This window comes from Ornithinibacillus contaminans (genome assembly GCF_001038425.2).
Taxonomy (GTDB): domain Bacteria; phylum Bacillota; class Bacilli; order Bacillales; family Amphibacillaceae; genus Ornithinibacillus; species Ornithinibacillus contaminans.
The window spans coordinates 1-14,117 of record NZ_LDPV02000051.1 but is presented as its reverse complement, the minus strand read 5'-3'; the positions used below and the strand labels follow the sequence as shown (position 1 = coordinate 14,117).

9 protein-coding genes, 14 tRNA genes and 2 rRNA genes are annotated in these 14,117 nt (G+C 39.2%); 6 read left to right on the top strand and 19 right to left on the bottom strand.

Going from position 1 to position 14,117, the window contains the following annotated elements; translation table 11 throughout:
- The first annotated feature begins 78 nt into the window (after positions 1-78).
- Positions 79-1,208, top strand: a protein-coding gene (locus tag JF53_RS15110) for an IS3 family transposase (protein ID WP_157052428.1) whose coding sequence is annotated in 2 segments (ribosomal slippage) — positions 79-325 and positions 325-1,208 — 1,131 coding nt in all. Because the reading frame shifts where the segments join, the coding sequence is not laid out codon by codon here.
- Here JF53_RS15110 and JF53_RS15105 read toward each other — a convergent pair.
- Positions 1,189-2,508 (bottom strand): replication-relaxation family protein, encoded by a 1,320-nt coding sequence (locus JF53_RS15105; RefSeq protein WP_047981535.1) that lies wholly within the window; start codon positions 2,506-2,508, stop codon positions 1,189-1,191. The two genes, JF53_RS15110 and JF53_RS15105, sit on opposite strands and share 20 nt — an antisense overlap.
- A gap of 733 nt (positions 2,509-3,241) precedes the next feature.
- Between JF53_RS15105 and JF53_RS15100 the strand changes: the two genes are divergently transcribed.
- The 5 genes from JF53_RS15100 (at position 3,242) to JF53_RS15080 (ending at position 7,562) form a co-directional block, all read left to right on the top strand.
- Positions 3,242-3,436: a hypothetical protein gene (locus JF53_RS15100; protein WP_047981534.1), complete on the top strand. Its 195-nt coding sequence runs from the start codon at positions 3,242-3,244 to the stop codon at positions 3,434-3,436.
- 11 nt (positions 3,437-3,447) lie between these two features.
- Entirely contained in the window at positions 3,448-4,320 is an 873-nt protein-coding gene (locus JF53_RS15095) for a bifunctional DNA primase/polymerase (protein WP_053071927.1), read from the top strand.
- Complete coding sequence (locus tag JF53_RS15090; protein WP_047981533.1) at positions 4,313-5,824, top strand: hypothetical protein; 1,512 nt, start codon at positions 4,313-4,315, stop codon at positions 5,822-5,824. Before JF53_RS15095 ends, JF53_RS15090 begins: the two co-directional genes overlap by 8 nt.
- Before the next feature lie 161 nt (positions 5,825-5,985).
- Positions 5,986-6,321, top strand: coding sequence for a DUF771 domain-containing protein (locus JF53_RS15085; RefSeq protein WP_047981532.1), 336 nt, complete (start codon positions 5,986-5,988; stop codon positions 6,319-6,321).
- Positions 6,322-6,449: 128 nt separating this feature from the next.
- The gene (locus JF53_RS15080) at positions 6,450-7,562 is read left to right on the top strand and encodes a site-specific integrase (protein ID WP_047981531.1); all 1,113 of its coding nucleotides are present in this window, start codon (positions 6,450-6,452) and stop codon (positions 7,560-7,562) included.
- Between the two features lie 147 nt (positions 7,563-7,709).
- Here JF53_RS15080 and JF53_RS15075 read toward each other — a convergent pair.
- The 18 genes from JF53_RS15075 to JF53_RS14990 form a co-directional block, all read right to left on the bottom strand.
- Positions 7,710-7,793, bottom strand: a tRNA-Leu gene (locus JF53_RS15075).
- A gap of 95 nt (positions 7,794-7,888) precedes the next feature.
- A complete protein-coding gene (locus JF53_RS15070; protein ID WP_047981530.1) occupies positions 7,889-8,368 on the bottom strand; it encodes a hypothetical protein in 480 nt (159 codons plus the stop codon).
- A gap of 7 nt (positions 8,369-8,375) precedes the next feature.
- Complete coding sequence (locus tag JF53_RS15065; protein ID WP_047981529.1) at positions 8,376-9,383, bottom strand: DUF3231 family protein; 1,008 nt, start codon at positions 9,381-9,383, stop codon at positions 8,376-8,378.
- Between the two features lie 240 nt (positions 9,384-9,623).
- A tRNA-Cys gene (locus JF53_RS15060) sits at positions 9,624-9,697 on the bottom strand.
- Positions 9,698-9,704: 7 nt separating this feature from the next.
- A tRNA-Gly gene (locus JF53_RS15055) sits at positions 9,705-9,779 on the bottom strand.
- A gap of 3 nt (positions 9,780-9,782) precedes the next feature.
- A tRNA-Gln gene (locus tag JF53_RS15050) sits at positions 9,783-9,857 on the bottom strand.
- Between the two features lie 7 nt (positions 9,858-9,864).
- Positions 9,865-9,940: transfer RNA gene (locus JF53_RS15045), tRNA-His, on the bottom strand.
- A gap of 13 nt (positions 9,941-9,953) precedes the next feature.
- Positions 9,954-10,027 (bottom strand) — tRNA-Trp (locus JF53_RS15040).
- A gap of 31 nt (positions 10,028-10,058) precedes the next feature.
- A tRNA-Tyr gene (locus JF53_RS15035) sits at positions 10,059-10,142 on the bottom strand.
- Between the two features lie 19 nt (positions 10,143-10,161).
- Positions 10,162-10,237: transfer RNA gene (locus JF53_RS15030), tRNA-Phe, on the bottom strand.
- A gap of 24 nt (positions 10,238-10,261) precedes the next feature.
- A tRNA-Asp gene (locus JF53_RS15025) sits at positions 10,262-10,338 on the bottom strand.
- A gap of 93 nt (positions 10,339-10,431) precedes the next feature.
- Positions 10,432-10,508, bottom strand: a tRNA-Met gene (locus JF53_RS15020).
- A gap of 25 nt (positions 10,509-10,533) precedes the next feature.
- Positions 10,534-10,609, bottom strand: a tRNA-Val gene (locus tag JF53_RS15015).
- Between the two features lie 3 nt (positions 10,610-10,612).
- Positions 10,613-10,687: transfer RNA gene (locus tag JF53_RS15010), tRNA-Glu, on the bottom strand.
- Positions 10,688-10,705: 18 nt separating this feature from the next.
- Positions 10,706-10,797 (bottom strand) — tRNA-Ser (locus JF53_RS15005).
- A gap of 1 nt (position 10,798) precedes the next feature.
- Positions 10,799-10,873 (bottom strand) — tRNA-Asn (locus JF53_RS15000).
- A gap of 8 nt (positions 10,874-10,881) precedes the next feature.
- Positions 10,882-10,997: ribosomal RNA gene (rrf, locus tag JF53_RS14995) — 5S ribosomal RNA — on the bottom strand.
- 145 nt (positions 10,998-11,142) lie between these two features.
- A 23S ribosomal RNA gene (locus JF53_RS14990) occupies positions 11,143-14,065 on the bottom strand.
- Between the last annotated feature and the right edge of the window lie 52 nt (positions 14,066-14,117).

Sequence of the window (14,117 nt, the reverse complement as noted above, 5' to 3'; positions counted from 1 at the left end):
TGGATAGGCTACACTAAGTTGGACAGATAAAATAAGGGCTTGTAAACTTAGACTATAACTTAAGGGAGCGTGACTACGATGACACGTCAACGTCGAACTTTTACACCCGAATTTAAACTGCAATTAGTGAAGCTTTATGAAAATGGTAAATCGCGTGCAGATATTGCGAGAGAGTATGATATCACGCCTTCTGCGTTAGATCGCTGGATTAAAAATCATCAAGAAACAGGTTCATTTGCCGCTAAAGATAACCGTTCTGCAGAAGAGAATGAACTAGCTCGGTTACGTAAGGAAAATCAACGTCTCATGATGGAAAATGATATTTTAAAGCAAGCAGCGCTGATCATGGGACGAAAATAGATGTGATTCGAAATAACGCTCACATCTATTCGGTATCAGCAATGTGTGACGTCCTCCAGATTCCCAAAAGTACGTATTACTATCATGCCAATTTACACAGCCAACGTGTGTTTAAAATGGAAGATGAAGAGATTTCCCAAGAGGTCTCCCGAATTTTTAAAGAAAGCCGGAACAATTATGGCACGCGCAAAATTAAGAAAGAATTAAGTAGATTACCAAAGCCAAAACACGTATCACGTCGTCGGATTGGCCGATTAATGAATGAACTCGGGCTTGTGTCAAACTATACCGTGGCACAGTACAAGCCTCATAAAACATCATGTAATGAAGCGTTGATAAAAAATGAATTACAGCGTCAATTTGAACAAGACAAGCCGTTGGCTGTCATCGTCAGTGATTTAACTTACGTCCGCGTTGGGACAAAATGGCATTACGTATGCTTATTTGTGGATCTTTTTAACCGTGAAATCATTGGCCGTAGTGCTGGTGCTAATAAAAATGCAGAGCTGGTCTATCAGGCTTTATCGAGCATTAAAGGCAACTTGAACGACGTTCAAATGTTTCATACAGATCGAGGTAAAGAATTTGATAATAAGCTTATTACAGAAGCACTTGAAACATTTGGCATCCAAAGATCGCTGAGCATGAAGGGATGTCCTTATGATAATGCAGTGGCTGAAGCGATGTTTAAGGTATTCAAAACAGAATTCGCTAACAATGCTCATTTCTCTTCTCTTGAACAGCTCGCTATTGAACTGGATGATTATGTTCATTGGTTTAATAACATTCGAATTCACGGAACTTTAGACTATTTAACACCAATCGAATTTAAACAGCAGCCCCTATAATTTTTGTCCAATTTAGTGTTGACATACCATCTAATCGGATTGGATTTAATTTAACTGGGCTTATTATTTCGAAAAAAATAGGATCTTTATCAAGATTCTTTAATAAAGTCTCATTATCTAGGACTAACACATTGCCCATGACTGCTGCTAAATTATCATTCTCTCTTTCCTCTATATTCTGATAAACTGCTACAATCTTATCAATTTTTTGTTTGAATAATCCTTTTTGAATTAATTGATTAAGGTGGTATAAGCGATCCAACTGCTGCATATCACCTTCTGTCACATATTCAACTAATACATTGAATGAACTAGATTGTGCAAGGTTACTCATTCGCACAACTTTATCAGCATATAAGAATTTTTGTGTGTCCTGTAGATATACTTCTGAAGAAGTGATTGGAATAAAAGTATACTCAAAATGCTTATTTATCTCATTTAAGATCTTGTGAGTAACCGCCAACTGATGGCTAGCCCTATCGTCATTATTCATTGCTTTATCGATAATTAAAGGAGCACGATTCATATGTGATATAAATAATGCAAAATTTTCTTGATGAATTATATTAGAATTTAGAAAGGTTTTTTTCATATTCGCTAATCTTTTATCACCGTTATTCTTGTAAAATTTTTGTGTCTCCAATGAATCATCAACAAGCACAAACATGACAATAAATTTATTTGTCGGATTTGATCTAGCAAGTTCTATATACTTTTTAACTTTATTTTCTAAAATTCCTAGTGTTTCAGTCCCCATATCACTTTCAATAAATACCAGTTTATTTTCACCACATTTTAGTATCCAATCAGGAATAACTGCTTCGTATTCATCTATAATTAAATTGGATAATTGAGACGGTCGAATGGATGCTATTGGTAAACCCTTTGATTTAATCCTCAATACAGTATCAAGAACTACTTGTTGAGTCGTAAAATAATGATCATAATTTGAAATCGTGAAATTAGTTTTTAAATCATTATTTATCCAAGTACTTGGAAGGTAGCCTTCACTTACCAAAATCCTTAATCCATTTTGACCGATAGACAAAATACTTACCTCATTCCCCCACCTTCTTTTTAAAGTAATTGTTTTTACTTCTACCACGGAATACTTTTTCCATCTCCATATTTTATTTCTAAAAGAATTATATGAGATATCTTTATAATGACAGGAGTACTTATAAAGTTGCTTTATAGTTAATACTTTTTGTTGAGATAAAAAAGCTAACATCTCTAGTTCAAATCTTTCCAATTGAACACCTTTTCCATTTGCTGCAAAATAATATGACTTTTTATCCACCGTACCTCTCCTCTACACAAAAAAAACCTCGAAAAAGATAGAGTATGGTCATACTCACTATCAGTTTCGAGGTGTCTCGTTAATTATTTAATTTTAAATTTGAAATACAAAATTATTATTAAAAATTATCCTATAGTAGTTTATATATTTTGTCAACAATATTTATAATCAATATATGAAAACCTTAAAAATGAACTCTAAACTAGAACGAAATACATCAGGAATTCCTGGTTATGAAGTAGTTTAAATTACTATGTAAGTTGGAATCTTGATAACATCAAAAACCTTATTACAATGCGCTTTAACCTCTAACACCGGTGTTAGAGGTTAAATGTTAGAAGCTAGATTCTAACATTTGTTATCTAACAGTTGTATGGTAGATAATCATTTCAGAAATGAAAAAAATATAGTTAATACACCATTTTTAAAATTATATATAGGGACGAGACCCGACACTACCGTCACTACCGTCACTCTCTGTCTATCTCCACCTACTTAACCATTATTAATTATTAATTTAAATCTATTAAGAAATTAATTGTTGACATTTTAAATATGTCTATTATAGAATATCGGTAAGTTGATGCTGGTGGTAGTGATAGATTTTAAAATTTTCTCTATAACCTATAATCAACATTTAAAAATAATTAAATACCAAAGGGCATAACCCCATAACGAAGTAAGGCTTACTTCGTTATGGGGTTTTTTGTCTTGTAAAAAAGGAGGTTAAGTGATGGAGAACCCACGCAATAATGAAATTAGAAAAACTATTAAGGAGTCCAAATTATATTTTTATGAAGTTGCTGAGAAGTTAAATATTCATGAAAATACCTTATTTAGAATGTTACGTCGGGATTTATCTACAAAACAAGAAGATGCAATTTTGAGTGCTATCAAAGAGTTAATAGAATCAAAAAGGATACGGTAAAGGGTGAAAAAATGAATACATCAATTTTAGCAGCATTACAACTCTATCAATACGGTTTAACTCCTGTACCTCTTATAGAAAAGAGACCGTTAATAAAAGATTGGTCCAACCGATTTTTTGAGCAACCACTTAAACAACAAGACATTATCAATGGAATAGTAGATCCTACCGGAAAAACTATTCGTTATGATAACAGGAATATTGGTATTTTAACAGGAAAAATTTCAAACATTATTGTATTAGATATTGATGATACGAGTTTGTTAAATACTCTAGAAAAAATGGGACCTTTACCAGATACATGGAAAGTCCAAACTAATCGTGGGTATCATCTATATTTTAATTACGATAAAGAAGTTCCTTCAATGAAGCTCTGGGATAAAATCGATATTTTATCAAATAAAAAACAAGTGGTAGCTCCACCTTCTAAACACCCAAATGGGAGACATTATAAATGGATACTTTCCCCTAAGGATGTTGAAAAAGCAGATCTACCTGAATGGTTAGTTGATTACTTAATAGACTACAGTAATCAAAATAACCTCAATTGGACTTCGGCCAAAAAGTCCAAGGTACAGTCAATATATAAGAGTAAGACAGGAAACAAAAGTAAAGATATTGAAGAACTATTGAATAGTGTAGATTGGGTTGGATTTTATTCCCAAGTAACCTCAAACATTCGAGGAAACGGTGATTGGCTAAGTTGCAAATGCCCTTTTCATCTAGACAATCACAATTCTTTTAGCTTCAACAAACATAATGGCTCTTGGACTTGTTTCGCTGGTTGTGGTTCAGGTAGTGCCATATTGGCCATACAAAAGTTGTTTGGTTTATCATTTCGTCAATCACTTTTCCTCATAAAGGGAGAAGATATTTATGTCTAATAAAAACAATATGAAAAAAGTTCAAATTGGTAATGTTAAGAACTTAAGTGATCTTTCAAGTATCGAGAAGATAAAAAAGCAAGTTGAACAAGGCGAATTAAATACATCTCAAACTTTAATAGAAATTGCAAAAGAGATAGCGTCTTTCTTTATTGAAAAAAGTGGTATAGTTTTCGCTTCTGTACTGATAAATCAAGTTAACCATCACTTTCCTGTCAAAGACACTAAGTTCGAAAAGCTACTAAGGAAAACTTATTATGAAATTTTTGGTAAGACAATCACTAAATCAGCTTTGACTGAGGCAGTTGAAACAATAGAAGCATATCAAGAGTTTACTTTAAAAACGGATCGTCATGAAACGTTTGTAAGAGTAGCTGGTACTAGAAGTTCAATTTACATTGATTTAAATAGGTCCTTGGGGGAAGTAGTAATAGTTGATGAAAGTGGTTGGTCGGTATCTTATAATCCTTTAATTAAGTTTAGAAGACCTACTACTTTATGGTCTCTACCTATACCGCACCGAAATGGTTCCATTAATGATTTAGCGCATTTCTTAAATATAAGTGATGAAGATAAAGTACTTTTATATTCATTTATAATTGGCTGCTTTTCACCCACTGGTCCTTATCCAATTTTGATTTTACAAGGTGCACAAGGAACTGGAAAAAGTTTTATAAGCAACTTAATTAAAAGAATCGTTGATCCTTCTTTTGCACCAATACGATCGTTGCCAGGATCAGAACAAGATCTAATGATAAGTGCTCAGAATAGTCACCTGCTAGCATTTGACAACTTATCTGGTTTAACAAATAGTATGTCTGATTCTTTATGCAAGCTTTCAACTGGCGGTGGGTTTACAACTAGAAAGTTTTATGAAAACACTGAGGAAGTAATTATTTCAGCATTGCGTCCAGTAATCCTTAATGGAATTGATTTTATTGCCCGACGTCCCGATTTAGCTGATCGCTCACTCATCATAAATCTGCTTCCTATTAGTAAAAGACAAAGAAAATCACAAGAAGATTTAATGACAGAATTCGAAACATTATTACCTGGTATATTAGGAGCCGTGTTAGACGCATTAAGTATAGCAATAAGGGAATTCAATAATGTCACTTTAGATTCTTCTCCAAGAATGGCAGACTTTGCTAAATGGGCTACGGCAGGTGAAACTGGATTTGGATTTAAATCCGGAACATTTATGAAAGGTTATGATTTAAACCAAAGAAGAGTTGCTGAAGAAGCCGTTGAGCATGATTTACTAATTTCGGCAATAGTTGACTGTTTAAGTACAACTAAAAAAATTTCATGTAGTGCGACCGAACTATTGGCTATACTGAAGAAGTTTGTTCCAAATGATGTTCAAAGTTCGAAATGGTTTCCAGTTCCTAATCAATTAAAAGATGCAATGACAAGGATTCAGCCAATTCTAAGTGCAAATGGCATTAAATATCAGTATGTAAGATCAAACGGCGCTCGTATCCATACTATTGAGCTACAATAAACATTTTATTATTTTGAAAGAAAAATAATGAAATATTGGCAGTTTGCATCGTCCAAAAAATATATACTTTCTTGATTGCCGTGACAGTAGTGGTGACGATAGTGACGGCAGTGTCGATATATAATATATCATTTTCCGAAATCGAAAGGAGAACTTGAGTAATGAACCTAAAAGAACAATCATCTCAAAGGTTAAGTGTCAACCTTGAAATAGCCATACCTACTGATTCTGTAATTGTAAAAAGAGTGGAATTAGAAGAGTTAAAGAAAAAGGAACTTACAGGTGTGTATTGGACAATGAAGGATCTAGAAAAGAGGATAAATAAGAAGCAACAATGGATTAAAGAAAATATTCTCTTTATTCCTAAATTCAAGAAAGAGTTGGATTCAGAAAATGGTGGATTTGTCTTCTATCCGAAAATGCAGGGTCAAACATGGTCATTCCATGCCCAAAAAATGGCAGAGTTTTTGGATAAGAACTTCCAGCAAATATTCTAACAAGAGAATAAAATAGATTAAAACGTTTAATCTATACAAAATTTGAAACAGCATTTATGATAAGGGTGACACCATAATGACCACAAGATCACCCTTATCTTTTTACAGTGGATGAGGTGGAAAGAACTATGGCATATATAAGAAAACGGGGAAAGAGTTATGAATACACTGTTAGCAATATGGAAAATGGGAAACCAAAACCTATTAGAAAAGGAGGTTTTCGCACAAAAAAGGAAGCACAGGTTGCAGCAGCAGAAATTGAAGCACAATTAGCAAAAGGAATGAATCCTATTTTAGAGAAGATTCCTATTGTCGAATATTTTAAAGATTGGTTTGAACTATATAAAGCTCCTATTGTTAGTTCTACCACACTGAAACATTACGAATACTCTTTAAATGCGTTAAGAGAGTATTTTTCAGGGGCACCTATTCAGAATATTAAAAGACAAGATTATCAAAAATTCCTAAATTGGTTCGGATCAAATAAAGCAAAAGAAACAGTATTAAAAGTACATGGACATATTAAATCATGTGTAGCAGATGCTATGGAAGAGCAACTAATCCAAATTGATTTTACTCGAAAAACAACACCAATTTGGACTGTGCATGCAAAGAAATCAATTGAAAAGCATTTGAATTATGCAGAAAGCGAAAGGCTGTTGCAAAGCATTTGGCGTAGGATAGATGATGGATTAGGATATTCCTTACTACTTCTAATTTTTACTTCAGGACTACGTTTTGCCGAAGCAGTTGGTTTAACAAGAAAAGACTTCGACTTCAAGAACAGTACAATCACCGTCAGTAAAACCTGGGGATATAAGAAAAATTCCCCCACAGGCTTTGGTCCAACTAAAAATGAACAATCAATTAGGACCATTAAGATGGACAAGATTACCATGAATTATTTTAAACAATTATTCAAAATCAATCCAATAAACATTCATGATCTAGTATTTTATAGTCCAGAATCCAAATACAAAGTCATTAGTAACACCAACACCAATAAATTACTTAAAAAGCTACTATCAGAATTAGAAATTGAACCAATAACAGTTCATGGACTACGGCACACCCATGCGAGTGTACTTCTTTATAAAAAAGCATCTATTCACTATGTCTCTGAAAGATTGGGGCATAGCGACATTGAAACAACACTAAAAGAGTACACACATGTTCTTAAAGAGTTACGTTTGCAAGACGAGCAAGTTACTGTGCAAACATTTGAGAGTATGGCTGTGTAAGGTGTGCGTAAAAAATGCGTAAAATAATTTAAAAACATATCGTTATTAATAAGATTCTATAAAAAAGAAAAAACTCACAAACCCTTTAATATCAAGGTTTACGAGCTTATCAATTGCTTTTAAACGCAACTAAAATTAATCTAAAGATACCGGTGGTCGGGGTCGAACCGACACTCCCGTGAAGGAACGGGATTTTGAGTCCCGCGCGTCTGCCAATTCCGCCACACCGGCATAATAAAAAATGACGTAAATCTTGACTGACAAATATTAATATAGCACGGAATGGGGAATGAAGTCAATAATAAATTATATTACCTTTTTAACTACTAGTTTGTTTGCTCATCTCGCTTTAACCAATTCAATAATAAATGTCGTATCACCTTCCCAATTAAATATCCAAGAACTAGAAAAATAATCGGCAACCAAATTACACCAAAATAAATACCCTTAATATGAAAGCTTGGAGAATAAACCACCCCGATCGTACCGACATATGCCGAGAAAACAAATGGCAAAAAAGCATAGGGCTCCTTATTACCACCAGCATCACGATAAGCGTCCCAGATAGCAAACAAATATATACATGGGTAAAACATTAGCCACTGGAAATCAACAGCTGAAATAGCTGCTTGAATATCACCATGAAAGCTAGGGAGAATGGCAAAATTCAACCTAGATTTGACATTGACAATAAACTCTAAGATAACCAATACCGTCCCTTTAAATAATTGTCCATTCAAGAACTGTCCAAACCCTGGTAATGCAATACTCCAAAATAGTACCTCTGCCTTTTTGTTCCTTGACATATCCACACTACCCATCTGCTAATTGTTGTCTATCAGATGCCATCGGAGGTTCCTCTAGCCATCCATTGTCGATCATAATATTAGCCCCATCCTCACAGTACTTCAACATTTCTGTACTTAATCGTGTATACTGTTGAGCTATATCACGACGATGACTTGAGGCTAAACTAACACCATTATATCCTAAAACAGCTGCATTTAATGTTGTGATATGAAACATAATTAGTTTATCAGAAAATACAAAGGAGTTATTATCCGTAATCTCCGTTTCCAGTGTCTTCGGAATAGGAAGATCACTTTCACGCATGACCGAACCTAACACCTCTACATGCTTGGATGCTATTTCTTTTCCTCTCTCCATATACTCTCTGACTTCCTTTGAATTTGCGACTTGAGCAAAACTAATTAACGTTGCAATATCTAATGCACTACGTAAAATATTAGAAAATAAGTTTGATATCTCCATGCCATTTAACGGTCTTCTATCCCCAAACCAGCCAGTTAAAAAGCTTTGTTTTTTCACATAATCTGCTTTATTAGGAGGGGATAAATAAGGAGGGCGCTCATTTAATCCTTTAGATAAGGTCAGCTTCAAAGACATTTTGTGTAGTTTATTCGCTTCAAATAAATTCTCAGAAAAATAATCATACACATCCTCTCTGGCAGAGAACGCCATTGCAACCGTATAGTTATTCATACCTACCTGTGCCATATCACGAATATAGATAAGCATATAACTATCCGAATACAATCTAGGAGCATTAATATCCACATCTTCGTTCTCATTAAAACCAATTGGCACCGGATAATCTTCAGCTTGAAAAAAAGTCTCTAGTTTTGGTAAATGGGTTTCCGCTAACTCAAGTGCATACTTTACAACTAATTTAATGTCCTCATCTTCAACCGTATTTAAAAAATACTTCAAAACACATATGGCCATACTATCATTTACATAGTTTGTCCAAATCTGTGTAATTTCTGTTGAAGTTAACCTCGCATGATGATTTGTTTCCATCTTTACTACTACCTCCAATTGATTTACTTCCCCTCTTATTCTTCCCTTACTGTAAAATATATACAGCCAATAACAACATCTGATATATTTTAGTTTCCATATAAACTGACACATTTTAGAAAATTCAATAGAGATATACATAAAAAAACTCTTTTGTTTTAATCGCAATTTTAAAAATCGCAACTAAAACAAAAGAGTTTATCGTTTCATATGTTGATTTATCTACTATAGAAGTAAATTTGGAGGCGGTAACCGGATTTGAACCGGTGATAAAGGTTTTGCAGACCTCTGCCTTACCACTTGGCTATACCGCCAACATTCTGGAGCGGAAGACGGGATTCGAACCCGCGACCCCCACCTTGGCAAGGTGGTGTTCTACCACTGAACTACTTCCGCAATTGGCTGGGCTACTAGGATTCGAACCTAGGATACACGGGATCAAAACCCGATGCCTTACCGCTTGGCTATAGCCCAATTATAATGGGGCGATCGATGGGAATCGAACCCACGAATGCCGGAGCCACAATCCGGTGCGTTAACCCCTTCGCCACGACCGCCATAAAAGAAAAATGGCAGGGGTAGTAGGAATCGAACCCACATCAAAGGTTTTGGAGACCTTCGTTTTACCATTAAACTATACCCCTACTAGTGAAATTATTACTATAAAATTAAAAGTGGTGGAGGGGGGCAGATTCGAACTGCCGAACCCGAAGGAGCGGATTTACAGTCCGCCGCGTTTAGCCACTTCGCTACCCCTCCATAAATAAAAAAACATAAATGGTGGCTCGGGACGGAATCGAACCGCCGACACATGGATTTTCAGTCCATTGCTCTACCGACTGAGCTACCGAGCCATTTGTGTTTTAGATATATTATAGTGGCGGTCCGGACGGGACTCGAACCCGCGACCTCCTGCGTGACAGGCAGGCATTCTAACCAACTGAACTACCGGACCACTAAATATTAAATTAAAATTTGGTTGCACTTTACAGTACTACTGCTTTCCAACTAGCTGTGAAGTATCTCAACGTAGTAAGTTAGAATAATTTGGTTGCGGGGGCAGGATTTGAACCTACGACCTTCGGGTTATGAGCCCGACGAGCTACCAGACTGCTCCACCCCGCGATGTTTAAAAGTATTATTTATAAAATGGTGGAGGATGCAGGGCTCGAACCTGCGACCCCCTGCTTGTAAGGCAGGTGCTCTCCCAGCTGAGCTAATCCTCCACTTGGTGACCCGTACGGGATTCGAACCCGTGTTACCGCCGTGAAAGGGCGGTGTCTTAACCGCTTGACCAACGGGCCATAAAAAGTAATTTAAAGTGGCGGAGAGCGAGGGATTCGAACCCTCGAGACCACTTTCGCAGCCTACACGATTTCCAATCGTGCTCCTTCGGCCACTCGGACAGCTCTCCATGGCTCCACAGGTAGGATTCGAACCTACGACCGATCGGTTAACAGCCGATTGCTCTACCACTGAGCTACTGTGGAATGGAATTGCCTGGCGGCGTCCTACTCTCGCAGGGGCAATGCCCCAACTACCATCGGCGCTGAGAAGCTTAACTTCTGTGTTCGGTATGGGAACAGGTGTGACCTTCTCGCCATCACTACCAGACATAACTTGTTTACCAAGTGTACCTAATTTTTTCGTGACAAACTTTATTATAATAGTTTTTAAGAAAAAATCAAGCATTATTTTGTTATGTACAGGGATTTATACCCTGAAAACTAAATAAGCAAAACAACGAATCAAGTAGATGTTAGTTAAGTCCTCGATCGATTAGTATTCGTCAGCTCCACGTGTCACCACGCTTCCACCTCGAACCTATCAACCTCATCGTCTCTGAGGGATCTTACTCACTCGAAGTGATGGGAAGTCTCATCTTGAGGGGGGCTTCATGCTTAGATGCTTTCAGCACTTATCCTTTCCACACGTAGCTACCCAGCTATGCTCCTGGCGGAACAACTGGTACACCAGCGGTGTGTCCATCCCGGTCCTCTCGTACTAAGGACAGCTCCTCTCAAACTTCCAACGCCCACGACGGATAGGGACCGAACTGTCTCACGACGTTCTGAACCCAGCTCGCGTACCGCTTTAATGGGCGAACAGCCCAACCCTTGGGACCGACTACAGCCCCAGGATGCGATGAGCCGACATCGAGGTGCCAAACCTCCCCGTCGATGTGAACTCTTGGGGGAGATAAGCCTGTTATCCCCGGGGTAGCTTTTATCCGTTGAGCGATGGCCCTTCCATGCGGAACCACCGGATCACTAAGCCCGACTTTCGTCCCTGCTCGACTTGTAGGTCTCGCAGTCAAGCTCCCTTCTGCCTTTACACTCTTCGAATGATTTCCAACCATTCTGAGGGAACCTTTGGGCGCCTCCGTTACCTTTTAGGAGGCGACCGCCCCAGTCAAACTGCCCGCCTGACACTGTCTCCGAACCGGATCACGGTCCTGGGTTAGAAGGTCCATACAGCCAGGGTGGTATCCCACGGATGCCTCCACGTAAGCTAGCGCTCACGCTTCAAAGGCTCCCACCTATCCTGTACAAGCTGCACAGACATTCAATATCAGGCTACAGTAAAGCTCCACGGGGTCTTTCCGTCCTGTCGCGGGTAATGCGCATCTTCACGCATAGTATAATTTCACCGGGTCTCTCGTTGAGACAGTGCCCAAGTCGTTACACCTTTCGTGCGGGTCGGAACTTACCCGACAAGGAATTTCGCTACCTTAGGACCGTTATAGTTACGGCCGCCGTTTACTGGGGCTTCGGTTCAAAGCTTCGCACCGAAGTGCTAACCCATCCCCTTAACCTTCCAGCACCGGGCAGGTGTCAGCCCCTATACTTCGCCTTTCGGCTTCGCAGAGACCTGTGTTTTTGCTAAACAGTCGCTTGGGCCTATTCACTGCGGCTCACTCAAAGAATGAGCACCCCTTCTCCCGAAGTTACGGGGTCATTTTGCCGAGTTCCTTAACGAGAGTTCTCCCGCTCACCTTAGGATTCTCTCCTCGCCTACCTGTGTCGGTTTGCGGTACGGGCACCTATGATCTGGCTAGAGGCTTTTCTTGGCAGTGTGAAATCAGGAACTTCGCTACTAAATTTCGCTCCCCATCACAGCTTGAGCTTACGCCAGGCGGATTTGCCTACCTGACACTCTCACTGCTTGGGCGCACACATCCATCGGTGCGCATTCCTTATCCTACTGCGTCCCCCCATCGCTCATAACGATCATGAGGTGGTACAGGAATATCAACCTGTTGTCCATCGCCTACGCCTTTCGGCCTCGGCTTAGGTCCCGACTAACCCTGAGAGGACGAGCCTTCCTCAGGAAACCTTAGGCATTCGGTGAAAGAGATTCTCACTCTTTTTTCGCTACTCATACCGGCATTCTCACTTCTAAGCGCTCCACCAGTCCTCACGGTCTGACTTCGCTGCACTTAGAACGCTCTCCTACCATTGTTCGTAAGAACAATCCGCAGCTTCGGTGATACGTTTAGCCCCGGTATATTTTCGGCGCAGAGTCACTCGACCAGTGAGCTATTACGCACTCTTTAAATGGTGGCTGCTTCTAAGCCAACATCCTGGTTGTCTGTGCAACTCCACATCCTTTTCCACTTAACGTATACTTTGGGACCTTAGCTGGCGGTCTGGGCTGTTTCCCTTTCGACTATGAACCTTATCACCCATAGTCTGACTCCCAAGATAAAGTAGCTGGCATTCGGAGTTTGACTGAATTCGGTAACCCGATGAGGGCCCCTAGTCCAATCAGTGCTCTACCTCCAGTACTCATTTCTTGAGGCTAGCCCTAAAGCTATTTCGGAGAGAACCAGCTATCTCCGTGTTCGATTGGCATTTCACCCCTACCCACACCTCATCCCCGCATTTTTCAACATACGTGGGTTCGGGCCTCCAGTCAGTGTTACCTGACCTTCACCCTGGACATGGGTAGATCACACGGTTTCGGGTCTACGACCGCATACTAATTCGCCCTATTCAGACTCGCTTTCGCTACGGCTCCGTGTCTTCCACTTAACCTCGCATACGATCGTAACTCGCCGGTCCATTCTACAAAAGGTACGCCGTCACCCATTAACGGGCTCCGACTACTTGTAGGCACACGGTTTCAGGTTCTCTTTCACTCCCCTCCCGGGGTGCTTTTCACCTTTCCCTCACGGTACTGGTTCACTATCGGTCACTAGGGAGTATTTAGCCTTGGGAGATGGTCCTCCCGGATTCCGACGGAATTTCACGTGTTCCGCCGTACTCAGGATACACTCCGGAGAGAATTCCTTTTCGATTACAGGGCTGTTACCTTCTTTGGCCTACCTTTCCAGGTATGTTCGTCTAAAGAATTCCTTTGTAACTCCAAAGGAGTGTCCTACAACCCCAAAAAGCAAGCTTTTTGGTTTGGGCTGTTTCCGTTTCGCTCGCCGCTACTCAGGAAATCGCATTTGCTTTCTCTTCCTCCGGGTACTGAGATGTTTCAGTTCCCCGGGTCTACCTTCCATACCCTATGTATTCAGGTAAGGATACTGTTCCATTACGAACAGTGGGTTCCCCCATTCGGAAATCCTTGGATCAATGTCTACTTACGACTCCCCAAGGCATATCGGTGTTAGTCCCGTCCTTCATCGGCTCCTAGTGCCAAGGCATCCACCGTGCGCCCTTATTCACTTAACTAGCTTTACAATGAATAAGCAGTACACTAATAAAAATATTAGCCTTATGCTTT